The 23,606-nt window shown below is 74.9% G+C and carries 25 protein-coding genes; 8 read left to right on the plus strand and 17 right to left on the minus strand.

Features of this window, described 5'->3' with window-relative positions; genetic code table 11:
• Positions 1-5: 5 nt before the first annotated feature.
• The 5 genes from ACN265_RS11890 to ACN265_RS11910 are packed head-to-tail and all read right to left on the minus strand — an operon-like array spanning position 6 to position 4,432.
• Positions 6-1,034: a lysylphosphatidylglycerol synthase domain-containing protein gene (locus tag ACN265_RS11890; RefSeq protein WP_420117829.1), complete on the minus strand. Its 1,029-nt coding sequence runs from the start codon at positions 1,032-1,034 to the stop codon at positions 6-8.
• Positions 1,035-1,089: 55 nt separating this feature from the next.
• Positions 1,090-2,016 (minus strand): class I SAM-dependent methyltransferase, encoded by a 927-nt coding sequence (locus ACN265_RS11895; RefSeq protein WP_421407423.1) that lies wholly within the window; start codon positions 2,014-2,016, stop codon positions 1,090-1,092.
• Complete coding sequence (locus ACN265_RS11900) at positions 2,013-3,047, minus strand: glycosyltransferase family 4 protein (protein ID WP_420116142.1); 1,035 nt, start codon at positions 3,045-3,047, stop codon at positions 2,013-2,015. The genes ACN265_RS11895 and ACN265_RS11900 overlap by 4 nt, the downstream gene beginning before the upstream one ends.
• A gap of 3 nt (positions 3,048-3,050) precedes the next feature.
• Positions 3,051-3,449, minus strand: a complete 399-nt coding sequence (locus ACN265_RS11905) for a 6-pyruvoyl trahydropterin synthase family protein (RefSeq protein ID WP_357929915.1) — start codon at positions 3,447-3,449, stop codon at positions 3,051-3,053.
• A complete protein-coding gene (locus tag ACN265_RS11910; protein WP_421407425.1) occupies positions 3,437-4,432 on the minus strand; it encodes a zinc-dependent alcohol dehydrogenase in 996 nt (331 codons plus the stop codon). Before ACN265_RS11910 ends, ACN265_RS11905 begins: the two co-directional genes overlap by 13 nt.
• Positions 4,433-4,527: 95 nt before the next feature.
• Here ACN265_RS11910 and ACN265_RS11915 point away from each other — a divergent pair, with 95 nt between their 5' ends.
• Both ACN265_RS11915 and ACN265_RS11920 read left to right on the plus strand, forming a co-directional pair.
• Positions 4,528-5,367: a CDP-alcohol phosphatidyltransferase family protein gene (locus ACN265_RS11915; protein WP_204923025.1), complete on the plus strand. Its 840-nt coding sequence runs from the start codon at positions 4,528-4,530 to the stop codon at positions 5,365-5,367.
• Positions 5,368-5,423: 56 nt separating this feature from the next.
• The gene (locus ACN265_RS11920; protein ID WP_421407427.1) at positions 5,424-7,223 is read left to right on the plus strand and encodes a sulfatase-like hydrolase/transferase; all 1,800 of its coding nucleotides are present in this window, start codon (positions 5,424-5,426) and stop codon (positions 7,221-7,223) included.
• A 34-nt stretch (positions 7,224-7,257) separates the two neighbouring features.
• Here ACN265_RS11920 and ACN265_RS11925 read toward each other — a convergent pair whose 3' ends face one another.
• The 4 genes from ACN265_RS11925 to ACN265_RS11940 all read right to left on the minus strand — a co-directional run bounded on the left by ACN265_RS11925 (position 7,258) and on the right by ACN265_RS11940 (position 8,917).
• Positions 7,258-7,545: a BON domain-containing protein gene (locus ACN265_RS11925; protein ID WP_204923024.1), complete on the minus strand. Its 288-nt coding sequence runs from the start codon at positions 7,543-7,545 to the stop codon at positions 7,258-7,260.
• On the minus strand, positions 7,539-8,147 hold the full coding sequence (locus ACN265_RS11930; protein ID WP_204923023.1) for an STAS domain-containing protein: 609 nt from the start codon (positions 8,145-8,147) through the stop codon (positions 7,539-7,541). The genes ACN265_RS11925 and ACN265_RS11930 overlap by 7 nt, the downstream gene beginning before the upstream one ends.
• Positions 8,148-8,252: 105 nt before the next feature.
• Positions 8,253-8,522 carry a GlsB/YeaQ/YmgE family stress response membrane protein gene (locus tag ACN265_RS11935; RefSeq protein WP_204923022.1) on the minus strand — a complete coding sequence of 90 codons (270 nt, stop codon included), beginning with the start codon at positions 8,520-8,522 and terminating at the stop codon, positions 8,253-8,255.
• Positions 8,519-8,917, minus strand: a complete 399-nt coding sequence (locus ACN265_RS11940; protein ID WP_363653462.1) for an STAS domain-containing protein — start codon at positions 8,915-8,917, stop codon at positions 8,519-8,521. The genes ACN265_RS11935 and ACN265_RS11940 overlap by 4 nt, the downstream gene beginning before the upstream one ends.
• A 150-nt stretch (positions 8,918-9,067) precedes the next feature.
• On the opposite strand from ACN265_RS11940, the gene ACN265_RS11945 reads away from it, so the two are divergent.
• Genes ACN265_RS11945 through ACN265_RS11955 form a run of 3 tightly spaced genes read left to right on the plus strand, consistent with a single transcriptional unit; the run spans position 9,068 to position 11,654 of the window.
• Positions 9,068-9,751 carry a response regulator transcription factor gene (locus ACN265_RS11945; RefSeq protein ID WP_420117205.1) on the plus strand — a complete coding sequence of 228 codons (684 nt, stop codon included), beginning with the start codon at positions 9,068-9,070 and terminating at the stop codon, positions 9,749-9,751.
• Entirely contained in the window at positions 9,748-11,103 is a 1,356-nt protein-coding gene (locus ACN265_RS11950) for a sensor histidine kinase (RefSeq protein ID WP_421407432.1), read from the plus strand. Before ACN265_RS11945 ends, ACN265_RS11950 begins: the two co-directional genes overlap by 4 nt.
• Entirely contained in the window at positions 11,100-11,654 is a 555-nt protein-coding gene (locus tag ACN265_RS11955; protein WP_357929930.1) for a GerMN domain-containing protein, read from the plus strand. Before ACN265_RS11950 ends, ACN265_RS11955 begins: the two co-directional genes overlap by 4 nt.
• Here the strand turns inward: ACN265_RS11955 and ACN265_RS11960 are convergent.
• Genes ACN265_RS11960 through ACN265_RS11970 form a run of 3 tightly spaced genes read right to left on the minus strand, consistent with a single transcriptional unit; the run spans position 11,627 to position 14,587 of the window.
• Positions 11,627-12,415, minus strand: coding sequence for an ABC transporter ATP-binding protein (locus tag ACN265_RS11960; RefSeq protein WP_420117209.1), 789 nt, complete (start codon positions 12,413-12,415; stop codon positions 11,627-11,629). The two genes, ACN265_RS11955 and ACN265_RS11960, sit on opposite strands and share 28 nt — an antisense overlap.
• 37 nt (positions 12,416-12,452) lie before the next feature.
• Entirely contained in the window at positions 12,453-13,478 is a 1,026-nt protein-coding gene (locus ACN265_RS11965) for a FecCD family ABC transporter permease (RefSeq protein ID WP_421411454.1), read from the minus strand.
• 35 nt (positions 13,479-13,513) lie between these two features.
• On the minus strand, positions 13,514-14,587 hold the full coding sequence (locus ACN265_RS11970; RefSeq protein ID WP_421411456.1) for a FecCD family ABC transporter permease: 1,074 nt from the start codon (positions 14,585-14,587) through the stop codon (positions 13,514-13,516).
• A 72-nt stretch (positions 14,588-14,659) separates the two neighbouring features.
• On the opposite strand from ACN265_RS11970, the gene ACN265_RS11975 reads away from it, so the two are divergent.
• Entirely contained in the window at positions 14,660-15,694 is a 1,035-nt protein-coding gene (locus tag ACN265_RS11975; protein ID WP_421407434.1) for an ABC transporter substrate-binding protein, read from the plus strand.
• Positions 15,695-15,822: 128 nt separating this feature from the next.
• Here ACN265_RS11975 and ACN265_RS11980 read toward each other — a convergent pair whose 3' ends face one another.
• Positions 15,823-16,122 carry a hypothetical protein gene (locus ACN265_RS11980; RefSeq protein WP_420117202.1) on the minus strand — a complete coding sequence of 100 codons (300 nt, stop codon included), beginning with the start codon at positions 16,120-16,122 and terminating at the stop codon, positions 15,823-15,825.
• 205 nt (positions 16,123-16,327) lie between these two features.
• On the opposite strand from ACN265_RS11980, the gene ACN265_RS11985 reads away from it, so the two are divergent.
• A complete protein-coding gene (locus tag ACN265_RS11985; RefSeq protein ID WP_421407436.1) occupies positions 16,328-17,167 on the plus strand; it encodes an ATP-grasp domain-containing protein in 840 nt (279 codons plus the stop codon).
• Here ACN265_RS11985 and ACN265_RS11990 read toward each other — a convergent pair.
• From ACN265_RS11990 to pgi, 4 genes are all read right to left on the minus strand, one after another.
• Positions 17,107-17,847 (minus strand): lysoplasmalogenase, encoded by a 741-nt coding sequence (locus tag ACN265_RS11990; protein WP_420117200.1) that lies wholly within the window; start codon positions 17,845-17,847, stop codon positions 17,107-17,109. The genes ACN265_RS11985 and ACN265_RS11990 overlap by 61 nt on opposite strands.
• Positions 17,844-18,671, minus strand: coding sequence for a sterol desaturase family protein (locus tag ACN265_RS11995; RefSeq protein WP_204923012.1), 828 nt, complete (start codon positions 18,669-18,671; stop codon positions 17,844-17,846). The genes ACN265_RS11990 and ACN265_RS11995 overlap by 4 nt, the downstream gene beginning before the upstream one ends.
• 100 nt (positions 18,672-18,771) lie before the next feature.
• The gene (locus ACN265_RS12000; protein WP_421407438.1) at positions 18,772-19,473 is read right to left on the minus strand and encodes a FadR/GntR family transcriptional regulator; all 702 of its coding nucleotides are present in this window, start codon (positions 19,471-19,473) and stop codon (positions 18,772-18,774) included.
• 151 nt (positions 19,474-19,624) lie between these two features.
• Positions 19,625-21,262, minus strand: coding sequence for a glucose-6-phosphate isomerase (gene pgi, locus ACN265_RS12005; RefSeq protein ID WP_421407440.1), 1,638 nt, complete (start codon positions 21,260-21,262; stop codon positions 19,625-19,627).
• Positions 21,263-21,495: 233 nt separating this feature from the next.
• Between pgi and ACN265_RS12010 the strand changes: the two genes are divergently transcribed.
• Complete coding sequence (locus ACN265_RS12010; RefSeq protein ID WP_421407442.1) at positions 21,496-23,439, plus strand: ABC transporter ATP-binding protein; 1,944 nt, start codon at positions 21,496-21,498, stop codon at positions 23,437-23,439.
• Positions 23,440-23,606 lie beyond the last annotated feature (167 nt).

The raw sequence follows: 23,606 nt of genomic DNA on the forward strand, positions 1-23,606 counted from the left end.
CTCTGTCAGGCGCTGCCGGCCAACCCGGCAGCGGGTACCGGTGAGGAACCACCCTGGCTTCCCACCGTACGGTCACCCGGTCGTCCGCGCAGCGCGGACGGGTGACCCCGCAGCACCAGCACGGCGGCACCCGGCAGGGCCGCCACCAGCACCAGTGCTCCGTACACCAGGGCGGTCGCCACCCCCTCGGCGGCACCCAGGCCGGCCGCCCCGAACGCCCAGGCGGCGACGCCCTCGCGCGGGCCGAAACCCGCCATGTTGGCGGGCAGGCCCATCGCCAACAATGCCAGCAGCGTCAGCGGCACCAGCACCGCCAGCGGCGCGGTGACCCCGGCCACCCGGGCCGCGAGCACGAACGTCGCCAGGTGGCAGCCGACCACCACCGTCGAGGCCAGCAGCACCCCCGGCCCGGTCCGCCGGCCCAGCAGACCGGCCCGCACGTCGGCGACGGCGGCGCGCAGCGCGCGGGCCCGCCGCGACGGCCCCGACCGGGGCAGCACCCGCACCAGCACCACCAGCACCAGGCCCACCGCCACCGCCACCGCCGTCACCGTCGGCAGGTACGGCCGCACCGGCGACGGCAGCGCCAGCAGCAGCGCCGCCGCCAGCACCACCTGGACGAGCTGCCCGGCGGTCCGCTCCCAGACCACCGCGCGCACGGCCCGGCCCAGGTCACCGGCCTCCCGGCCGTGCCGCACCGCCCGGTGCACGTCGCCGAGCACCCCGCCGGGCAGCGTCGCGTTGAGGAACACCGCCCGGTAGCAGTCGGCCACCGCCGTGCCCAGCGGCAGCCGGATGCCGAGCGCCTCGGCGACCAGCCGCCACCGCCACGCGCAGCCGACCGTGGCCAGCGCGCCCAGGGCCAGCGCGCCCAGCACCGCCGGGGCGTCGATCCGGCGCAGCCCGGCCAGGGCCGGACCGGTGCCCAGCCACCACAGCAGCGCGCCGACCAGGGCCACCCCGCCCAGGTTGCTCAGCCAGGCCCAGGCGGTACGGGCGCGGGCGGGTGACGTGCCGGTGGCGTCGGATGACACGCGGTTCCTCCTCCGGAGATCCTGTCCCTTCTCACGTACCGGCCGGCGAACCGGTTCATTCCACCCCGGCGAGCAGGTCGTCGTGGCCGACGGTGACGGTGAGCCGACCGGCCGCCGCCTCGGCCCGCCGCCACCGGGCGTACCCGGCCGTCCGGTCGGCCAGGTCGGGGCGCTGGGCGACGGCCGCCTCCAGCCAGCCGTCGAACCACTCCACGATCAGTTCCGCCCGCTGCGGCCCGAGCCGCCACGGGGTCTCCCGCACGGTCACCGGCATCCCGTGCCGGGCGAACTCGGCGACGGTCACCCCGGCGGCGTCCGGGCCGAGCAGCACCCGGCCGTCGACCGTACGCCGCTGGTGGGCGTCGAAGGCGGCGGCGACCTCGGCGTCCAGCGGGTCGGCGGGGTCGAACCGGACCCGACCGACCACCGAGAGCACGAACAGGCTGGGGCAGCCGACGCCCGCGCAGGCGGCCACGATCCGGGCGATCTCGTCGGCGGTGAGCATGTCCAGCAGCGCCGACGCGGTGACCAGGTCCGCGTCGGCCAGGTCGGCGGGGGTCAGCCGGGTGATGTCGCCCTGCCGGGTGGTCACCTCGACCGGGGTGCCGTCGCCGGCCACCGGCACCGCCGCGCCGGCCCGGTCGAGCAGCCCCGGGTCCCGGTCGTGCAGCACCCAGCGCTGCGGGCCGGGCAGCAGCGGGGCCAGCCAGCGCAGCATCGACCCGGTGCCGCTGCCCAGGTCGTGCACCACCCACGGCCGGTCCCCGCGCAGCGACGTGACCGATCCGACGCCGGCCACCAGCATCCCGGGCCCGCCCTCACCGGCCGGCGACAGGCCCGGCGCACCGGCACCGGCGGCCGGTCCGGTGCCGGTGAGCCGGGCTCGGAGCAGGTCGACCAGCTCCCCGCTGCGGGCGTCGGCGTCGGCGGGTTCCCGCAGCCGCAGCCAGTCGGCGAACGGTTCGGTGGCGTACGCGGTCATGTCCTCACTCCGTCCAGCACCTGGGAGATGATCGTCACGGTGGCCGGCCAGCCGGGCAGGTCGGCCCGCCGGCCCCGGGCCGCGCGGCGCAGCCGGTCCCGCAGGTCGGCCGAGTGCAGCCAGCGGCGCAACGCCCCGGCCAGCGCCACCGGGTCGTCCGGCGGCACCAGCACCCCGGGCGCGGCACCGTCGCCGGCCCGGCCCAGCGCCTGCGGCACCCCGCCGACCGTGCTGCCCAGCACCGGGATCCCCCGGGCCAGGGCCTCGACCACCACCATCCCGTAGGTCTCGGCCCGCGACGGCAGGACCAGCAGATCCGCCCCCGCGTACGCCGCGTCCAGCGCCGGCCCGGTGACCGGTCCGTGCCAGCGCACCCGCCCGGCCAGCCCGTCCCGGTCCGCCCGCTGCCGCAGCCCGGCCACGAAGGCCGGGTCACGGTCCAGCGCGCCCACGCAGTCCAGCGTCCATGGCCTGTCGACCAGCCCGGTCAACGCGTCGACCAGCACGTCGTGCCCCTTGACCGGGGTGACCGCCGCGACGCACAGCAGCGCGGTGCCGGCGGCCGTGCCGGGGGCGACGTCGGCCGGGTCGACCCCCGGGGTGCCCACCGTCACCCGGGCCGGGTCGATCCGGTGCCGGGCCAGCAGCAGCTCCCGGGTCCAGCCGCTGGTGGTGACGAGCGCGTCGGCCAGCGGCAGGGCACGCGCCTCGGCGTCGTCGCCGAGCGGCATGTGCACCAGCACCACCTGGCGCAGCCGGCCGGCCTGCGCCGCCAGCAGCTCCGGCACGGTCGAGGCGACCAGCCCGTCGTAGAGCACCGGCACCCCGTCCGGCAGGGCCGCCAGCACCCCGGCCAGCCGCGCCCGCGCCGCCTCGTCGGGGTGCGGCCACTTTCCGGGTACGCCGTGCTCGTGCACCGTCCAGCCGGCCGCCCCGAGCCCGGCGCAGACCCGCCTGTCGTACGCGTTGCCGCCGCTGGGGGTGGCCGGGTCGTCGATGTCGCCGGGCAGGACGACGTGCACCGCCCGCACGGGCTACAACGACCGCTCGTAGCTGGCCCAGGCGATGTGTGACTCGTGCAGGGTGACCGTGATCCCGGCCAGTTCCCGGGCGCCCGCGCCCAACCCACCGGCGTGCACCCGGTCGGCGAGCCGGTCGGCGATGGTCCGGCACAGCACCTCGGTGGTGGTGTTCTGCCCGGCGAACGCCGGCTCGTCGTCGAGGTTGCGGTACGTCAGGTCGGCCAGCACCGCCTTCAGCTCGTCGGTCGCCCGGCCGATGTCCACCACGATGCCGTCGTCGTCGAGTTCGGTGCGGCGGAAGGTGGCGTCGACGACGAAGGTCGCCCCGTGCAGCTTCTGCGCCGGCCCGAACACCTCCCCCCGGAAGCTGTGGGCGATCATGATGTGGTCCCGTACGGTCACGCTGAACACGGTGTCTCCTCGTCGTAGCTGATCAGATGGCACAGCGCGGGCAGGTCCCCCGAGGCCAGCCGGGCGAGCACGGCGGGCAGCTCCGCGAAGCGGGACCGCCCGGTCAGCAGCGCGTCGAACACCGGGTCGGCGAGCAGCTCCAGGGCGAGCGTCAGCCGGTCGGCGAAGTCCCGCCGGGACGCCCGCGCCGGGGAGACCGTGCCCACCTGGCTGCTGCGGATCGTCAACCGGCCGGCGTGGAACGCCCCGCCCAGCGACAGCTCGACCGGCCGGTCGCCGTACCAGCTCAACTCGACGACGGTGCCCTCCGGGGCGAGCAGGTCCAGGCTGCGCTGCAACCCGGCGGCGGTGGCGCTGGCGTGCACCACCAGGTCCCGGCCCCCGGTCGCCGCCGCAGGCAGGGCGAAGTCGACGCCCAGCGCCGCGGCGACCGCCGCCCGCGCCGGATCGGCGTCGACCAGCTCCACCCGTACCCCGGGGAAGCGGGCCAGCAGGGCCGCCACGCTGCACCCCACCATCCCGCCGCCGACCACGCTGACCCGGTCACCGACCAGCGGCGCGGCGTCCCACAGCGCGTTGACCGCCGTCTCCACCGTGCCGGCGAGCACCGCGCGGGCCGCCGGCACGTCGTCCGGCACCGGGGTCACCGCCGAGGCCGGCACCACGTACGCGCTCTGGTGCGGGTGCAGGCAGAACACCGTCCGTCCGCGCAGCGCCGCCGGCCCGGCCTCGACCACCCCCACGCTGAGGTAGCCGTACTTGACCGGGGCGGGGAAGTCGCCCTCCTGGAACGGGGCGCGCATCGCCGTGTACTGGCCCGGTGGCACACTGCCGGTGAACACCAGCGTCTCGGTGCCGCGGCTCACCCCGGAGTAGCGGCTGCGGACCAGCACCTCGTCGGGGCCGGGCGTGGGCAGGGTCACCGGCCGCAGCTCACCGACGCCGGGGGAGCGGAGCCAGAAGGCCCGGGCATCGTGGATCACGCGGGTTTTCTCCTCTTCTGCCGGCGGAACCGAACGAAACGGCCGCGTCCTGCGTACCCACTGCCGAGGTCGTCGATCATAAACACGGAGGCAGGGTGTCCAGGGTTCGAACCGGTCCGGTGCTCGGCCTGACCGCACAGACCGTCCTGCTGGCCGGGCTGGCCGCGACCGTCGGGCTCGACGTCGCCGGCTGGCTGGCCGGTCTCGGGTACGGCGTGGTCACCTGCGTCGCGTTGCAGCGTGGCCTACGCCGTCGGGGCGTCGACCGGCTCGGGCCGGCCGACCGGGTGACGCTCGCCCGGGGGGTGCTGGTCGGCGGGGTGACCGCCCTGGTCGTCACCGGATTCTCCGGCCCGACCCCGCTTTCGGTGCTGGTGCCGATGACGGCGGTGGCGCTGGCCCTGGACGCGGTGGACGGCTGGGTGGCCCGACGCACCGGTACGGCCAGCGCGCTCGGCGCACGCTTCGACATGGAGGTCGACGCGTTCCTCATCCTGGTGCTCAGCGTCCAGGTGGCGCCGGTGGTGGGGCCGTGGGTGCTCGCCATCGGTGGCCTGCGGTACGCCTTCGTCGTCGCCGGCTGGCTGCTGCCCTGGATGCGGGGGACCCTGCCGCCGCGCTTCTGGCGCAAGGTGGTCGCCGCCACCCAGGGGGTGCTGCTGCTCGTCGTCGCCGCCGACGTGCTGGCCCGGCCGGTGACCGCCGTGCTGGCCGCGGTGTCGTTGGCGCTGCTTGTCGAGTCGTTCGGCCACGACGTCGGCTGGCTGTGGTGGCACCGGTCGACCCGGCCCACCCCGGCGGTCGCCCCGACGTCCGCCACGCCGGTCCCGGTCGCGCTGGTGCCGTCGGTCGTGGCGCTGCCGTCCGTACCATCGGTGCGGCCCCGGGTCGACGCCGTCACCGACCGGTCGTTCGTCGCCCACCAGCCGGTCTGAGCCGGCCCGCCGACCCGGCCGTGCGCCGGGGCCCTCCCCAGGAAGGACCATCCGGAGTGTCGTTGTTGTCACGCCTGCGTCGCCCGAGCACGGCAGCCGAGCCCACCGGGGACGCCGGGCCGTCCGGGGTCGACGCGTCCGCCGGAGTCGACGCGTCCGCCGGTCCCGCCGACGGGGTCGACGGGCCGGACGTCGCCGCCGGTCCGACGCCGCCGGACGGGGCGGGCCGGGGGCGGTGGCGTACGGTCGCCGGGCGGGTGACCACCGTGCTGGCCGGGCTGCTGGTCGTGGCGGTGCTGACCGCGCCGGGCCGGTTCGACCAGCTCACCCCGATGGCGTTCCTGCGGGTGCCGGTCGAGGCGCTGGTCGCCGCCGCCCTGCTGCTGGCGCTGCCCGGCCGGGCCCGGCGACCGGTCGCGGTGGCGGTCGGGGTGGCGCTGGGGCTGGTGGCCGTCGTCAAGGTGCTCGACCTGGGCATGTCGGCCAGCTTCGCCCGCCCGTTCGACCTGGTCCTCGACTGGGTGCTGCTGGACGACGGCTACGCCTTCGTCACCGACTCGGTGGGCACCGGCGGTGCGGTCGCCGCCGTCGTCGCCCTGGTCGCCCTGGTGGCGGCCCTGCTGGTGCTCACCACCCGGTCGGTGCTGCGGCTGACCCGGCTGACGACCGGGCACCGTCGCACCGCCGTCCGGGTGGTGGCCGGCCTGACCGCCGTCTGGGTGGCCGCCGCGACGCTCGGGGTGCCGGTCGCCGACTCCGGCACCGCGATCCTGGTCGGGCAGCACGTCGGTCAGGCCGGTGCGGGCCTGCGGGACCGGCGGGAGTTCGCCGACCAGGTGGCCCGGGACGCCTACCGGGACACCCCGGGCGACCAGCTGCTCACCGCGCTGCGCGGCAAGGACGTGGTGCTGGCCTTCGTGGAGAGCTACGGCCGGGACGCCGTCGAGGACCCGGAGTTCGCCGATGGGGTCGGGCCGGTGCTCGACGGGGGAACGAAACGGCTGGCCAAAGCCGGGTTCACCGCCCGTAGCGGATTCCTCACCTCGCCCACCTTCGGCGGGGGAAGCTGGCTGGCCCACGACACGCTGCTGTCCGGGCTGTGGATCGACAACCAGCAGCGGCACGACAGCCTGCTGGCCAGCGACCGGCTGACCCTCAACAAGGCGTTCCAGCGGGCCGGTTGGCAGACCGTCGGGGTGATGCCGGCGGCCACCTCACCCTGGCCGGAGGGGGCGTTCTTCGGCTACGACCGCTACCACGACGCGGCAGGGCTGGACTACCGGGGCCCGCAGTTCAGCTACGCCCCGATGCCCGACCAGTACACCCTGGCGACCTTCCAGCGCCGGGAGCGGACCCCCGGCCACGCCCCGATCATGGCGCAGATCCCGCTGATCTCCAGCCACTCCCCGTGGGGGGCGATCCCCCGGATGCTCGACTGGGAGCACGTCGGGGACGGCTCGATCTACCGCCGGCCGACGTCGGTGGCGTTCAACCCGAAGGACGTGGTGGGGCGCAGCACCACCGAGGTGCGCACCGGCTACCGGCGGGCCATCGAGTACTCGCTGAACAGCCTGATCTCCTACGTCGAGACGTACGGCGACGACGACACGGTGCTGGTCTTCCTCGGTGACCACCAGCCGTCTCCGCTGGTCACCGGCCCGAACGCGAGCCGGGACGTGCCGATCACCGTGCTCGCCCGGGATCCGGCGGTGCTGGCCCGGGTGTCCGGCTGGGGCTGGCAGGAGGGGCTGCGTCCCGGGCCGGACGCCCCGGTGTGGCCGATGGACACGTTCCGCGACCGGTTCCTCGCCGCGTTCGGCCCGCAGCCGCCCGCCCACGTCGCCGCGCCGCGCTGAGGTCCCGCGCTGACCGTCCGGTGACGCCGGACGGTCAGCGTTTCGCGGCCAACCGCACCGCGTTGCACACGTCGACCACGCCGGGCACCTGCCAGGCGACCTGGCCGGCGAGCTGCCGGGCGTCGACGTCGGGGGCGATCCCGCCGAGGATCGCCACCCGGTTCTGCACGGTGACGGTGATGCGCCGGGCCCGCAGGCCGACCCCGCCGACGATCCGGTACGCCACCTCGGCGGCCAGCCGGACGTCCTCCCCGGGCGGGCCGGGCGGGTCGGGCTCGGGACGGAACCAGCTGTCGTCGGGCAGCGGCCACGGCATCACCATGCCGTGCTCCTCTCCCGGGGCGGTGCGGTCGCGGGGGACCGGGACCAGTCCACCGCCGCCCGGCGGGTGTCGAAGACCGGGAACACCCGGTCCAGTCGCATGGTGTGCAGCACGGTGCGGACGAACCGGGACGGCCCGGCGAGGCTGAGTTGCCGGTCACGCTGCCGGGCGTCCTGCCGGGCTCGGACCAGCTCCCCGAGCGCGGTGGAGTCGATCAGGTGCACCCGGGCCAGGTCCACCACCACGTGCCGGTCGGCCCCGACGGCCTCCGCCAGCGCGCCGTGCAGGACGTCGCCGGTGGCGAGGTCCAGGTCACCGGCGGCGGTGACGACCGCGACCTCGTCGAGGTGCTCGACGCCCAGCACGCCGAGCGGGTCGGCGTGGCGCGGGGCGCGGGTGGGTGCCGGGGCCGGTTCGGGGGCCAGTTCGCAGCGGGGGCAGCGGTGCGGCCCGGTGGCGAACGGCGAACCGGTCCACCCCTGCTCGGCGACGAACGTCCAGACCACCTCGGCGTCGGGCAGGACGCAGGCCGGGCCACTCGCCACCGCACCGCAGCTGTCACAGATCAGCGTCATCAGCGGTTCGTCCGGTACGACGGTCATCGGATCTCCTCCTCGAGGACGGCCGTGGCGGTCCGGTGGTCGTGGCCCGGCGCGCGGTGGTCGACCGGAGACCCCGCGCGCCGGACCACGACCGGTTCCGGTGGGTCAGGGCTCGGTCCGGCCGCCGGCGGTGCCGACGACCAGCGCCACGGCGACCCCGGCCAGGCCGACCTGCACGATCAGTTGCCGTAGCGTGAAACCGTCGCTGTCGATGCCCACCAGCCGGCTGACGATGGTGCCGAGCAGCGCGGCGACCAGGCCGACGGCGAGGGTGAGCCAGAGCGGGACCTGCGTACGGCCTGCGACGACGAGGCGTCCCAGAGCGCCGATGACGAGCCCGACGACGACGGCGGCGACGATCCCGGGCACGCTCACCGGCTGTGCTCCCGGACCAGCTCCCGGGCGGGCTGCCGGTGGGCGGCGGACGGGACCTGCCCGCCGTCCACCCGCAGGGCCCGTGGGGTGGTGACCATCGGCAGCACCCGGGACACCCGGGCGGCGCTCAGCACGCGCAACGCCCGGGCGCTCGGGTCCCGCAGGGTCAGCACGCCGCCGTGGCGGGCCAGTTCGCGGTGCACGTCGAGCAGCAGCCCGATCGCGGCGGCGTCGAGATGCCGGCATTCGGACAGGTCCACCACCACGTGGGCCGGGCGCAGCGCGACGAGCCGGTCGAAGACCTGCCGGGACCGGGCCAGCGCGGCCAGGTCCAGGTCGTCGGTGACGCACACCTCCACCAGCGGTACGGTGCACTCCGGGCGGGACGCTCCCACGACTCGGCCTCCTTCCACGCTCACTGTCCGGCCCCAGCCTCCGGGGTGAGGTTGGCGACCGTTGCGCGGACGTATGTCAGTTGCGTGACAAATCCCGCGTTCGCCGTGCCCGGTTCGTCATCGTCGGCGCGTACCGGGCACGATTTCCCGATGGCGGGCGTACTGGTGATCGAGGACGACGACCGGATCCGTCTGGCGCTGCTGCTGGCCCTGGAGGACGAGGGCTACCTGGCGCGCGGGGCGGCCACGGCGGAGGAGGGGTTGCGGGCGCAGCGGCAGGAGGCCGCCGACTACGTCCTGGTCGACCTGATGCTGCCCGGTCTGGACGGTTTCGAGTGCATCAGGCAGTTGCGCCGTGACGACGACGTGCCGATCGTGGTGGTCAGCGCCCGCGACGACACCCACGACATCGTCGCCGCGTTGGAGGCGGGCGCGGACGACTACCTGGTCAAGCCGGTCGCCATCAAGGAACTCTCGGCCCGGTTGCGGGCGCTGCGCCGCCGGGGCCGGACCGCCGTCGCACCGTCGGTGACGGTGCCGGTGCTGGTCTTCGGCGCGTTGGAGATCAGCCCGGAGGCCGGTGAGGTGCGCCGGTCGGGGCGACCGGTGCCGGTGACCCGCACCGAGTTCCGGTTGCTCTGCGAGCTGGCCGAGCACGCCGGCCGGGTGCTGTCCCGCCAGCAGCTGCTCAGCCGGGTGTGGGGCTACGAGACGGGCGACGAGCGGCTGGTCGACGTGCACGTGGGCCGGCTGCGGCAGAAGATCGAGGCCGATCCGGCGAACCCCCGGCACCTGGTCACCCTGCGGGGCCTCGGCTACAAGCTGCAACGATGAGGCGGCTCGGCCTGCGGGCCCGGGTCACCGCCGCGTTCGCGATCGGGGCGCTGCTGCTGTCGGCGCTGATGGCGCTGATCTCGTACGAGCTGGTGCGCCGGTCGCTGCTCGACGAGCGGGAGCGTACGGCGCTGCGGGCCGCGTACTTCGACGCGGCGGTGGTCCGGGCCGGCCTGGACACCGACACCCCGGACATCTACGAGGTGCTGCGCACCCTGGACACCGGGGGCAGCCGCCGGGCCCTGGTGCACCGCGACGGCCGCTGGTACGCCCGCACCGCCGACGAGGGCCCGTCCGGCGCGGTGCCGGCCGGGCTGATGGCGATGGTCGCCGACGGTGAACCGGCGGTGCAGCGGGTCCGGGTCGACGGGCAGCCGGCGCTGCTGGTCGGGGTGCCGCTGGCCGACTCGACCGGCTACTACGAGATCACCTCGCTGCGGGAGCTGGAGCAGACCTTCCAGGTGCTGGCGTTGGCGTTGACCGTGGTGGCGGTCACCGTGGCCGGCTCCGGCGCGGCGCTCGGCTGGTATGCCACCCGGCACGGGCTGCGGCCGTTGACGGCGGTGGCCGACGCCGCCGAGAAGATCGCCGCGGGCGACGTGACGGCCCGGCTCGCCCCCGGCACCGACCCTGACCTGGCCCGGCTCTCCACCTCGTTCAACCGGATGGCCGACCAGGTGGCGGTCCGCATCGAGCGGGACCGGCGGTTCGCCGCCGACGTCGCCCACGAGCTGCGCTCGCCGTTGCAGACGCTGTCGGCGGCGGCGAGTGTGCTGTCCCGGCGGCGGGACCGGTTGGACGACCGGACGGCCACCGCCGCCGGCCTGGTCAGCGAGGAGATCACCCGGTTCCAGCAGTTGGTCAACGACCTGATCGAGCTGGCCCGCAGCGACCGGCCGGCGCAGCGTGAGGAGGTCGACGTGGTGGCGCTGGCCCGGGACGTGTGCCGGGGTCGGGGCCTGCCCGGTTCCCTGGTGGAGGCCGGCCCGCCCGCGCCGGGACGCTGGTCGGTCGACCCCCGGCGGGTGGAGCAGTTGCTGGTCAACCTGCTGGACAACGCGGTCCGCTACGGCGGCGGCCCGGTCGCGGTGCGGCTGTGGCTCTCCGACGGCACGGGGGTGGTCGAGGTCGACGACGCCGGCCCGGGGGTGCCGGTGGCCGACCGGGAGGTGGTCTTCGACCGGTTCGTCCGGGGCCGGGCCGCGCACGACCGGGCCGGCGGCGACGGGACCGGCCTGGGCCTGGCGCTGGTCGCCCAGCACGCCGCCGCCCACGGTGGACGGGCCAGCGTGTCCGACCGGCCCGGCGGCGGCGCCCGCTTCCGGGTGGAGCTGCCGGGGAGCCGGCCGTGACCCGCCGGATGGCGTCGACGCTGGTGGCGGTGCTGCTGCTCGCCGGCTGCGGGGTGCCGGCCGACCAGCAGCCCCGGGCGGTGCAACCGCCGTTCGGCCCGCCCGCGGCCCCGGCCGCGAGCAGCGCCCCGGGCCGGGTGGAGCAGGCGTTCTGCCTGGTCCGCAGCGGTCAACTGGTGCGTACGGTCCGGCAGGTCGACGCGGCCGACGGGGTGGACGGGCACCTGCGTCGCCTGCTCGCCGGCCCCACCCGGGCCGAACGGGCGGTCGGCCTGAGCACCGCCCTGCCCGGGGCGGTGCACGTGCTCGGCGCCCGGCTGGTCGACGGGCGGGCCCAGGTGGAGGTGGAGCCGCCGGGGGAGGAGTCCGGTCGCAGCGACGAGGTGCTGGCCTACGGGCAGATCGTCTGCACCCTGGACAGCCGTCCCGACGTCGCCGGGGTGTCGTTCCTGCTGCGCGGCCGGCCGTTGGAGGTGCCCCGCGCCGACGGCTCGCTGTCGACCGGACCGCTGACCGCCGCCGACTACCCGGCGCTGACCGGCCCGGACTGACGCCCGCGCCGGGCCCGGGGCACGACCAGCGGGGTGCCCGTCTCCGGGTCCTCGACGATCCGGCAGGGCAGCCCGAACACCTCCTCGACGAGGGCGGCGGTGACCACCTCACGCGGGTCGCCCTGGGCCACCACCCGACCGTCGCGCATGGCGATCAGGTGGGTGGCCCAGCGGGCGGCGTGGTGCAGGTCGTGCAGCACCGCGACCAGGGTCCGGCCCTGCTCCTCGTGCAACCGGGCGCACAGGTCGAGCACCTCGATCTGGTGCGCGACGTCCAGGTAGGTGGTGGGTTCGTCGAGCAGCAGCAGGGAGGTCTGCTGGGCCAGCGCCATCGCGATCCAGACCCGCTGCCGCTGCCCGCCGGAGAGTTCGTCGACGGGTCGCGCGGCCAGCTCGGTGACGCCGGTGGCGGCCATCGACTCGGCCACCACCCGCTCGTCCTCGGCCGACCACTGCCGCAGCAGTCCCTGGTGCGGGTAGCGGCCCCGGGCGACCAGGTCGGCCACGGTGATGCCCTCCGGCGCGACCGACGACTGCGGCAGTAGGCCGAGGGTGCGGGCCACCTCCCGGGACCGCATCGTGTGGATGTCCCGGCCGTCGAGCAGCACGGTGCCGGCGGTCGGCCGCAGCGTCCGCGCCAGGGCCCGCAGCAGGGTGGACTTGCCGCAGGCGTTGGGGCCGATCACCACCGTGAACGACCGGTCGGGCACGGCCACCGTCAGGTCCCGGGCCACCACCCGCCGTTCGTAGGCCAGGGTCATCCCGACCCCGCCGAGTCGACTCGTCACCGCGTCCTCCTCAGATCCGTGCCGCGCGACGGCGCGTGGCGAGCAGCCATACCAGGTAGGCCCCGCCGATCAATCCGGTGACCACCCCGACGGGAAGTTGGTGGCCCTCGATGGTCCGCTGGGCGGCCAGGTCGGCGGCGAGCAGCAGCACCGCACCGGTGCCGGTGGCGGCGGCCAGGTTCGGCCCGGGTACCCGGGTGAGCCGGCGGGCCAGGTGCGGCGCGACCAGGGCCACGAAGGACACCGGTCCGGCGGCGGCCGCCGCCCCGGCGGCGAGCAGCACCGCCGCGCCGAGCAGCAGTTGCCGCACCAGCGACACCGGCACGCCGAGCGCGGTGGCGGTGTCGTCGCCCAGCTCGATCAGGGACAGCGCGCGGGCGGTGCCGGCCACCACCGGCGTCAGCAGCGCCAGCAGGCCGAGCAGCGGGACGGCCTGCGTCCAGCCCCGCCCGTCGAGGCTGCCGGTGAGCCAGAGCACGGCGCGCGCCGCGTCCATCAGCGGGGCCCGGGTGAGCAGCCAGCCGTTGACGCCGGTGAGGATCGCCGTGGTGCCGATGCCGACCAGCACCAGCCGGTAGCCGTGCACGCCGTGCCGGCCGGCCACCGTCCACAGCAGCAGGCCGGTGGCGAGCCCGCCGAGCAGGGCCGCGCCGGACAGCAGCAGGGTGCCGCCACCGGCCACCACCACGATCAGCGCGCCGGTCGACGCGCCCTGGGTGACGCCGAGCACGTCGGGGCTGCCCAGCGGGTTGCGGACCAGCGACTGGAGGATCGCGCCGGACAGGGCCAGGGCCGCGCCGACGCCGAGCGCGGTCACCAGCCGGGGCAGCCGCAGTTCGCCGACGATGAAGTTCTCGGCGACGCTGCCGCCGCCGGTCAGCGTGCGCAGCACGTCGGCGGTGCTCATCGGATAGTCGCCGCCACCGATGGCGAGCACCCCGAGGACGACGGTCAGGGCGGCGGCGACCAGACCGACGGTCACGCTCCGGCCACGCCAGCGTACCGAGCGGGTGCCGATGCGGACCGCCCGTGCCAGCGGCCGGGGCGGTGGGGCGGCGGGACGGGTGCGGCTCACCGGCGGGCCACCAGACGCAGGAACAGCGGGCCGCCGAGTACGGCGGTGACCAGTCCGACCTGGAGTTCCCCGGGTCGGCCGAGGACCCGGCCGAGCACGTCGGCGCCGAGCAGCAGCACCGGGGCGAGCACCGCCGCGTACGGCAGCAGCCAGCGCAGGTCCGGGCCGGTCAGCGCGCGTACCAGGTGGGGGACGAGCAGACCGACGAAGACGATCGGGCCGCAGGCGGCGGTGGCCGCGCCGCAGAGCAGGGTGACCGCGGTGACCGTGCCGGCCCGGATCAGGGCGGGGCTGGCGCCCAGCGCGCGGGCCGCGTCGTCGCCGAGGGCCAGGGCGTTGAGCGGGCGGGCCCCGGCCAGCCCGACCAGCAGGCCGGCCAGGATGAACGGGGCCACCGTGGCGACGGTGGTGAAGTCGGCGGTGGCCAGCGAACCGACCGTCCAGAACCGCAGCCGGTCCAGCGAGGCCGCGTCGAGCAGCATCACCGCGCTGACGAACGAGTAGAGCACCGCGTTGAGGGCGGCCCCGGCCAACGCGAGCCGTTCCGGGGTGGCCTGTCGGCCGCCGCCGACGGCGTGCACCGCCACCGTGACGATCACCGCTCCGAGCAGGGCGAACCAGATCCAGCCCCGGACCGTGACGACGCCGAGTAGGGCGGTGGCGGTGGCCACGGCGGCGGACGCGCCGGCGTTGATGCCGAGCAGGCCGGGGTCGGCGAGCGGGTTGCGGGTGAGCGCCTGCATCAGGGCGCCGGCCACGCCGAGGGCCGCGCCGGCGAGCAGCCCGAGCAGGGTCCGGGGCAGCCGCATCTGCTGCACGACCGCGTGTTCGGGGGAGCCGGGGGAGACCAGGCCGTGCCACACCTCGACGAGGGTGAGCTGCTTCGCGCCGACGGCGATGCTGAGCACCGTCACGGCGACGAGGAGCAGCAGGCCGGTGCCGAGCCCGACGGCCCGGACGCCGACGCGCCGACGGGTCGACGCCACGCCCGGTGCAGCGGTGGGTGAGGATAGGGTGGCGGACAGTGTCGGCTCCAGGGGGCGAAAGAGCGGCGCATGCAGGTTGGACAGTGACTTAGGTTAGGTTAGCCTAACCCTGCTGTCGCGGATCGTCACGGTCCGGGCCTGATCGAAAGACGTCGTATGTTGCCTTCCTCGTCCTCACCCCGCCTCTCCCGCCGAGGGCTGCTCGCCGCCGGTGGCGGCGCGGCCCTGACCGCCCTCCTCGCCGCCTGCGGCGGTGGCGACGACCCGGCCGAGCCCGCCGGGAACGCCCCGGCCGGTCCGTGGAGTTTCACCGACGACCGCCAGCGCAAGGTCGAGGCGGCCACCGCGCCGACCCGAGTGGTCGCCTTCACCGGGGTGGCCGCCGCGCTCGTCGACTTCGGACTCGACTCCGCGCTCGTCGGGGTGTTCGGCGAGACCACCCGCACCGACGGCTCCCGCGAGCCGCAGGCCGGTGACCTCGACGTCGACAAGGTCACCGTGCTGGGCAACGTCTGGGGCGAGTTCAACGTGGAGAAGTACGCCGCGCTGCGCCCCGAACTGCTGGTCACCCACATGTACGACCCCGACGCCCTCTGGTACGTCCCGGACGAGAGCCGCGACAAGATCCTCAAGCTCGCGCCCAGCGTGGCGATCGCCACCGCGCGCACCCCGATGACCCGCCCGATCGAACGCTACGCCGAACTGGCCCGCTCCCTCGGCGCGGACCTGTCCGCCGCGAAGGTCACCACGGCCAAGACCCGCTTCGAGGCCGCCGCCGAGCAGGTGCGGGCGGCGGTCAAGGCCAACCCGGGCATCCGGGTGATGGCCTCCTCGGGCAGCCCCGACCTGTTCTACGTCTCCAACCCGAAGGTCAGCACCGACCTGATGTACTTCGCCGAGCTGGGTGTGGACATCGTGGTGCCGACCAAGCTGGAGGCCGGCGACTACTTCGAGGCGCTGAGCTGGGAGAACGCCGGCAAGTTCCCGGCCGATCTGATCCTGCTGGACAACCGCTCCACCGCGTTGCAGCCCAAGGACCTCGCGGCCAAGCCCACCTGGGCGCAGCTCCCGGCCGTCAAGGCCAACCAGGTCACCCCGTGGGACGCGGTGCCCCGCTTCTCGTACGCGGGCGCGGCCCCGCTGCTGGAGAACCTGGCCACCGCGATCCGCTCCGCCAAGCGCCTCGGCTGACTGCCGGGTCAGGTCTTCGGCAGCCCGCCGGCGCGGTCCGGGGGCGAGACAGGAAGAAGACAGGTCGCGTCCCCCTCACCGGCCCGGTGCGCCAGCCGCCGGGGGCGAGGGGGACGGCGATCGACGGGTCAGGCCGCCTCGACGGTACGCGTGCGCCGCGCGGGCCGGCCGGGCTGCTCCCGTACGGTGCGTCGGTCGTCGATGACGCCGGTCGTCACGTCGCCGGCCATGGTCAGCGCCCGGTGGGCGTTGCGCGCGGCGTCGCAGGGCCACTCCTGGTGTTCGCAGAGCAGGTTGTCGCAACGCCCGGCCTGGTCGGGATGGTGCGCGTCGATCACATCGAGGGCCATCCGCCACAGGAGCGGATCGGTGACCCCGGCGGGAACGGCGGCTCGGGTATGTCGCTGCGGGCGGTCGGTGTCGGGCACGGTCTCCCCCTTTGTCGGTACCGAAGAAGAGTCTCCACCCCGCGCGCAAGCGAAACCAACCGCCCCGGGTGCGGATGACCACCGCCACGCTGCGGAACTGTCCGACAGCGTGACCGTTCGTGCCCCCATTCCGGGTAAATCCGTGTGCCGCGTTCGCGGGAAAAGACGATGGGTGCGGGCGGGTCTGCCGGGGGAGGATGCGGGCATGCTGTTGATCGTCCCCGCCGACCCGCTGCGTCCCCGTCGACCGGACCCGCACTTCGCGCCGGAGGCGCAGGCCGCCCGGGCGGCCGGGCACCCGGTAGCCGTCGTCGACCACGACGCCCTCGCGTCGGGGCGGGACGTCACCCGGGCGGTCGCCGGGGTGCCCGCGGCCGACGACGCGGTCTACCGGGGCTGGATGCTCTCCACCGCCCGGTACGCGGGCTTCGCCGGGGCGCTGCGCGCCCGGCAGGTCACCCTGCGCACCGACCCCGACCGGTACCGCCGCGCCCACGAGCTGCCCGGGTGGTACGCCACGGCCGCGGCGCTCACCCCGCAGTCCTGCTGGACGGTCGGCGTCGACCGGTCCGACTTCGACCGCGCCCGTACCGCGCTGGGCGGCGGTCCGGCGGTGCTGCGGGACTGGACCAAATCCGCCAAGCACCACTGGCACGAGGCGTGTTTCGTGCCGGAGTTGGCCGACGGTGACGCCGCCTGGCGGGTCGCGACCCGGCTGCGCGAACTGCGTGACGACGACTTCGCCTGCGGTTTCGTGCTGCGCCGCTTCGAGCCCCTCGCCGGCGTCGAGATCCGCACCTGGTGGGTGGACGGCCGCTGCGTGCTCACCGGCCCGCACCCGGACACCCCGGCGGAACTGCCCGACGTGCCGGTGGACCTCGGGCCGCTGGCCGCCGTGGTGACGGCGCTCGACCTGCCCTTCGTCACCGCCGACCTGGCGTGGCGCACCGACGGCCGGTGGCGGCTGGTGGAGATCGGCGACGGTCAGGTCAGCGACCGCCCGTCCACGATGGCTCCGGAGGCCCTGGTCGCCGCCCTCGGCTGAGCCGGGTCGGCGCGGGGCGGCCCGACCCGGCGGCCCGCCCAGCCGGTGGTGATCAGGAGCAGGGCGGCGAGGTAGGTGGTCATCACCCACAGCCCGTGGCCGGGCAGCCGGACGCCCGTCGCCTCGACCCCGATCAGCAGGTCGGACAGGAGGAACAGCGCGCCACCGGCGGCCACCCGCCGGGACACCCCCCAGCCGGCGGCGGCCATCAGGGTCAACGCCAGGCTGTAGCCGAGCACCGGCAGCCGCAGGTCACCCAGCCGACCCCAGAGCAGCGCGTTGCCCGCCGCCCACAGTGCCAGGTAGCCGGCCACGGCCGGCGCGGGTGGCCGCCGGTGGCGCAGGAACGCGGTCAGGAACGCCAGCTGGGTGCCGAGGAAGCACCCCATCCCGAGCAGGAACGCGGTGCTGCCGGGCACCAGCAGCGCCACGTCACCGGCGGCCGCGCAGACCAGCCCGGTCGCCACCGGGTCCCACCGCCGGCGTACGGCGAGCAGCCAGCCGAGCAGCAGCGGGGCGAGCAGCGGCTTGGCCGCCCACTGCACGGCCGGCGCGTCGAGGGCGACCCCGGTCAGCTCGACGACGGCGGCCAGTCCGAACGCCCCCAGCCACCACCGACCGGCCACACCGGACGCCGGCCGGCCCCGGTCGGGTCGCCGGGTAGCGCGGGCGCCGCTCATCGGGCGGGCTGCCAGCCGGGACGGCCGAGGACGTGCCCGAGCCGGTGCCGCCACGAACCGGCCCGCCGCACGTCGGCCCAGATCGCGGCGTACTCGTGGGTGGCCACCCGCAGCGGGTTGTAGGTGCCGATGTTCGTCGTCAGCCCGTACCGCACGGCGGTGTCCTCCGGGGCGAAGCTGCCGAAGAGCCGGTCCCAGACGATCAGGATGCCGCCGTAGTTGCGGTCCAGGTACTCGCGGTTCGCGCCGTGGTGCACCCGGTGGTGCGACGGGGTGTTGAAGACCCACTCGACCGGTCGGGGCAGCCTGTCGATCCGCTCGGTGTGCAGGAAGAACTGGTACAGCAGGCTGACCGACTGCTGGAGGAAGATCATCCAGGGTGGGATGCCGAGCAGCGCCAGCGGCAGCCAGAACGGCAGTGAGGTCATCGGCGTCCAGCTCTGCCGCAGCGCGGTGGAGAGGTTGAAGTGGGTGCTGGAGTGGTGCACCACGTGGCTGGCCCAGAACAGGCGTACCTCGTGGTGGGTGCGGTGGAACCAGTAGTACGCCAGGTCGTCGGCGACGAACAGCAGCACCCAGGTGCCGACGCTGGTGGGGGAGAGCTGCACCGGCGCGACGGTCCACAGCGCGACGTACAGGCCGACGGTGAGCAGTTTCCACGGGAAGCCGATCAGTTGGCTGCCGGCGCCCATGGTGAGGCTGGTGGTGGTGTCCCGCAGCTCGTAGCCGCGTTCGTCGTCGTCCGGCGCGAACCGGTACGACCACGCCTCGACGGCGATGAGCAGCAGGAATGCCGGTACGGCGTAGAGCACGGCGGGGATCATGCGCGACGTTCCCTTCCGGGGGACGGGCGACGGGGGTGGACGCCCGGGACGGGTCGGCGGGTGGGGTGGTGCGGGTCGACCGGTGGCAGATGTCCGACGGTCAGCCGGTCGGGCTGGTGAGGGAGGCGGTGAGCAGGGTGTGTGCCTCGGTGGCGGCGTCGTCGCCCCGGCCGTCGGCGATCGCGGCGGCCAGCCGGCGGTGCCCGGCGACGTCCAGCAGTTCGGCCGCGCGTCGGGCCGGCGGCACCTCGCCGACGGCCAGTGCCCCGGCCACCAGGCTGTTGAAGGAGAGCAGGTAGGCGGTGTTGCCGCTGCCGGTGACGATGTGCCGCCACAGCGCGATGTTCGCCTCGGCCATCGCGGACAGGTCGGGGGCGAGCGCGGCGAACCCCTCCACGGTGTCGACCACGAGCCGGCGTACCGCCCCGGTGGCCCGCACCGCGCAGCACCGGGCCGCGTCGACCCCGACGCAGGCGCGCATCTCCAGCATGTCCCGGACCAGGTTCTCCACCGGCAGCACGTCGCCGGACTGGGCGAGGGACAGGGCCAGGTCGAGGCCGGCGTGCACCCGCCAGTCCAGCACCCGGGTGACGCCACCCTGGCTGACCCGGAGCAGACCGAGCTGCTGGAGCCGGCGCAACGCCTCCCGTACGGCGTGCCGGTTGACCGCGAACGCGGCGGCGAGTTCGCGTTCCCCGGGCAGCGGGTCACCCGGGGAGTGCCGCCCGCTGACGATGGCGTCACGGAGCTGGCCGAAGACGTGGTCGGAGACGGAGCTGCGGGGCACCGGCACGAAGGTCACGGCAGCAGTCTGGCGGCGTACCGGTCAACTCGTCAACTGGTTGGACCAGTCAGGTCGAAAGAATCGGCGGCCGGGTCGGGTGACCCGGCCGCCGTCCCGACGTACCTCACCGATGACCCCCGCCGGATGCCCGGCAGCGGCCGTCCGGACCTCAGGCCCGGCCGCGCTCCCGGCGGTAGCGGCGGATCAGCGCCGCCGTGGAGGAGTCCACGTCGGCCAGGTCCGGCGCGTCACCGGTCAGCTTCGGGGCGAGCTGGTTGGCCATCACCTTGCCCAGCTCCACCCCCCACTGGTCGAACGGGTTGATGTCCCAGACCGCGCCGCAGGTGAACACGATGTGCTCGTAGAGCGCGATGAGCTGGCCCAGCGTCGACGGGGTGAGCTTCGGCGCGATGATCGAGGTGGTCGGGTGGTTGCCCGGCATCACCCGGTGCGGCACCACCTCGGCGGGCGTGCCCTCCGCCTCGACCTGCTCCTTCGTCCGGCCGAAGGCCAGCGCGGCGGTCTGCGCGAAGAAGTTCGACATGAACAGGTCGTGCATCTCGCCCAGGTCGTGGTTGGGCTGGCTGAACGCGATGAAGTCCGCCGGGATCAGCACGGTGCCCTGGTGGATGAGCTGGTAGAAGGCGTGCTGACCGTTGGTGCCCGGCTCGCCCCAGAAGATCTCCCCGGTCGGGTGGTCGACGGGCGTGCCGTCGAGGGTCACCGACTTGCCGTTGCTCTCCATGGTGAGCTGCTGCAGGTACGCCGGGAACCGGTGCAGGTACTGCGAGTACGGCAGCACGGCGTGGGTCTGCGCGCCGAGGAAGTCGACGTACCACACGTTGATCAGCCCGAGCAGCGCCGGTAGGTTCCGCTCCACCGGCGTGGTGCGGAAGTGCTCGTCGACGGCGTGGTAGCCGGCCAGCAGCTCGCGGAACCGGTCCGGCCCGACCGCCAGCATCACCGACAGTCCGACCGCCGACGGCAGCGAGTAGCGGCCACCCACCCAGTCCCAGAAGCCGAACATGTTCTCCGGGTCGATGCCGAAGTCGGCCACCCGGCCCGCGTTGGTGCTCACCGCCACGAAGTGCTTCGCGATCGCCGCGTCGTCGTCGGCGTCCAGGCCCGACAGCAGCCAGGTCTTGGCCTGCTCGGCGTTGGCCAACGTCTCCTGCGTCGAGAAGGTCTTCGACACCACCACGAACAGGGTGCTCGCCGGGTCGAGGTCGTGGGTCTTGTCGTGGATGTCGGTCGGGTCGATGTTGGAGACGAACCGGCAGTCGATCCCCGCGTCCCGGTACGCCTTGAGTGCCTCGTACGCCATCACGGGGCCGAGGTCGGAACCGCCGATGCCGATGTTGACCACCGTGCTGATCCGCTCGCCGGTGTGCCCGCGCCACTGCCCGGAGCGGACCCGTTCGCTGAACGCGGCCATCCGGTCCAGCACCCGGTGCACGTCGGCGACCACGTCCTGACCGTCCACGGTCAGCGCGGCGTCGCGCGGCAGCCGCAGCGCGGTGTGCAGCACGGCCCGGTCCTCGGTCGAGTTGATGTGTTCCCCGGCGAACATGGCGGCGATCCGGTCGGTCAGCCCGACCCGCCCGGCCAGCGCGGTGAGCAGCCCGAGCGTCTCGTCGGTGACGAGGTTCTTGCTGTAGTCGACGTGCAGGTCGGCGACCTCGCCGGTGAGCCGCTCACCCCGTTGCCGGTCGGCCGCGAACAGCTCCCGCAGGTGGGGGCCGCGCATCGTCTCGGCGTGCTTGCGCAGCGCCTGCCATTCGTCGGTGGTGGTCACACTCGCAGCCATCGGGTCGATCTTCTCCTTCACGACGGTCGTCGGCGCGTGGTGCCGCCGACGGTTCGCGTCCCAGCCTGCCACCCGGGGCGCGGCCACGCGACGCGACCCGGCGCGGCGGGCGGCGCGGCGCGCCCCGCGACACGCCAATGCGACAGGTGTACGACACGCCGCCACGGCGAGACAGCCCGTCGTCGCTGACAGTAGGCTCGCCCGTGCCCCGCCCCTTCGGCCCGGGAGGAACCATGGCGACGGTGACCGGTCCCCGCCGTGCGGTCGGCGCGGACGAGCCCGCCGATCCCGACGCCGCCGACGCCGGGCTCGATCTGCCGGAGCTGGCCGACGGCGCCTGGATGCACCACGCCACCACGTTCGCGCACACCAGCTTCCGCGCGGTGGCCCGCCGGCTGCCCCGGCTGGTGCGCGAGGCCGTCGCGTTGGCCTGGGCCACCAGCCGGCGCGACACCCTCGCCGCGATCGGGCTGAACCTGGCCGCCGGGGTGATGACCACCCTCGGCCTGCTCGCCACCACCGGGGTGCTGCGCGAGTTGTTCGCCGCCGGCCCGACGCCGGACCGGGTCCGGGCCGCGCTGCCCGCGCTGGTGCTGGCCGCGGCGGCGGTGGCCGCCAAGGGCACCCTGACCGTCACCGCCGGCTGGGCGCAGGCCCGGCTGATCCCGCAGATCACCTACGCGGTGGAGCTGCGGCTGTTCGAGACCACCACGGCGGTCGAGCTGGCCGCCTTCGACGACGCCGGCTTCGCCGAGGAGATGGACCGGGTCCGTACCCGGGGCGCGGCCGAGGCGGCGTCCATCGTCGACCACACGGTCAACCTGATCACCGGGGTGGTGGGCGTGCTCGCCACCGCCGCCGCGGTGACCGTCATCCAGCCGTTGCTGCTGCCGTGCCTGCTGCTCGCCGCGGTGCCCGAGGCGGTCACCGCGGTCCGGATGGCCCGGCGGCAGTACCTGGACATGCTGGCCCGGATCAACAGGCGTCGCCGGATGTGGATGCTGGCCAACCTGATGGCCAACCGGCACACCGCCGCCGAGGTGCGGGCCTACCAGATGCGCGACTTCCTGCTCACCGAGTTCCGCCGGATGATGAGCGCCGAGACGGCCGCGCTGCTGCGGTTGGCCCGCGCGCAGAGCCGGACCCGGGCCGTCGGGATGTCCGTCGGCGGGGTCGCCGTCTTCGCGGTCTACGCCGTGCTCGGTGGGCTGCTGCTCGCCGGCCTGGTCGCGCTGGCCGCGGCGGCGACCGCGCTGCTCGCCCTCCAGTCGGCCCGCAGCAGCCTCGCCCTCGCCGTCTTCGCCACCAACAACCTCTACGAGGACGCCCTCTACTACCAGGACTACCGGGACTTCCTCGACCGCGCCGAGGGGCGCAGCGGCACCGCGCCGGGGCGGCCCGCCACCGGGTTCGACAGCATCGAGCTGGACCGGGTGAGCCTGCGCTACCCGGACACCGACGCCCCGGCCGTCGACGAGGTGAGTCTCACCGTCCGGCGGGGCGAGGTGGTCGCGCTGGTCGGGGAGAACGGCTCCGGCAAGACCACCCTGGCCAAGCTGATCGCCGGTCTCTACCGGCCCACCGGCGGGGCGATCCGGTGGGACGGCGTCGACGTCGCCGAGCTGGACCCGGCGTCGACCGCCGCCCAGGTGGCGGTGATGACCCAGGAGTGGTGGAAGTTCCCGTTCACCGCCGCGCAGAACATCCGCATCGGCCGGTACGACCGCGCCCCGGACATGACCGGGCCCACCGTCGAGGACGCCGCCCGGTCGGCCGCCGCGCACGACATGATCGCCGGGTTGCCGTTCGGCTACGACACCCTGCTGGCGCGGGAGTTCAAGAACGGCCACGACCTGTCCGGCGGGCAGTGGCAGCGGCTGGTGGCCGCGCGGGGCCTCTACCGGGACGCCCGGCTGCTGATCTGCGACGAGCCGTCGGCCGCCCTCGACGCCCGTGCCGAACACGCGCTCTTCGAGCAGTTGCGGCGGCGGCCCGACCGGACGGTCGTGCTGATCACCCACCGGCTGGCCAACGTCCGGCACGCCGACCAGATCTTCGTGATGGACCGTGGTCGGCTGGTGCAGCAGGGCGACCACGACACGTTGATGGCCGCCGACGGGCCCTACCGGGAGCTGTTCGAGTTGCAGGCGAGCGGCTACCTCGCCGCCACCGAGTAGCGGCGGCTGCGCCGACGACACCGCCAAGACATCGATGCTCGTTGAAGTCTTAAGGATGTTTCGATAGCGTCACCCTGGCAACCCCTCGACCTCGGCGGTGGCGGCTGAGCGACGACGTGGGCGGGTGTGGCCTCCGGGCGACCACACCGCCTCCCCGGTCGGCCACC

Source organism: Micromonospora sp. WMMD730, assembly GCF_049178955.1.
Lineage (GTDB): Bacteria > Actinomycetota > Actinomycetes > Mycobacteriales > Micromonosporaceae > Micromonospora > Micromonospora wenchangensis.

Bases quoted from the DNA above. Each gene is read 5' to 3' on its own strand.
- ACN265_RS11975 (WP_421407434.1), top strand. From the start codon at position 14,660: ATGTTGCCTTCCTCGTCCTCACCCCGCCTCTCCCGCCGAGGGCTGCTC.
- ACN265_RS11925 (WP_204923024.1), bottom strand. From the start codon at position 7,545: ATGGTGATGCCGTGGCCGCTGCCCGACGACAGCTGGTTCCGTCCCGAG.
- ACN265_RS11895 (WP_421407423.1), bottom strand. From the start codon at position 2,016: ATGACCGCGTACGCCACCGAACCGTTCGCCGACTGGCTGCGGCTGCGG.
- ACN265_RS11990 (WP_420117200.1), bottom strand. From the start codon at position 17,847: ATGAGCGGCGCCCGCGCTACCCGGCGACCCGACCGGGGCCGGCCGGCG.
- ACN265_RS11985 (WP_421407436.1), top strand. From the start codon at position 16,328: ATGCTGTTGATCGTCCCCGCCGACCCGCTGCGTCCCCGTCGACCGGAC.
- pgi (WP_421407440.1), bottom strand. From the start codon at position 21,262: ATGGCTGCGAGTGTGACCACCACCGACGAATGGCAGGCGCTGCGCAAG.
- ACN265_RS12010 (WP_421407442.1), top strand. From the start codon at position 21,496: ATGGCGACGGTGACCGGTCCCCGCCGTGCGGTCGGCGCGGACGAGCCC.
- ACN265_RS11945 (WP_420117205.1), top strand. From the start codon at position 9,068: ATGGCGGGCGTACTGGTGATCGAGGACGACGACCGGATCCGTCTGGCG.
- ACN265_RS11960 (WP_420117209.1), bottom strand. From the start codon at position 12,415: ATGACCCTGGCCTACGAACGGCGGGTGGTGGCCCGGGACCTGACGGTG.
- ACN265_RS11930 (WP_204923023.1), bottom strand. From the start codon at position 8,147: ATGACCGTCGTACCGGACGAACCGCTGATGACGCTGATCTGTGACAGC.
- ACN265_RS11995 (WP_204923012.1), bottom strand. From the start codon at position 18,671: ATGATCCCCGCCGTGCTCTACGCCGTACCGGCATTCCTGCTGCTCATC.
- ACN265_RS11950 (WP_421407432.1), top strand. From the start codon at position 9,748: ATGAGGCGGCTCGGCCTGCGGGCCCGGGTCACCGCCGCGTTCGCGATC.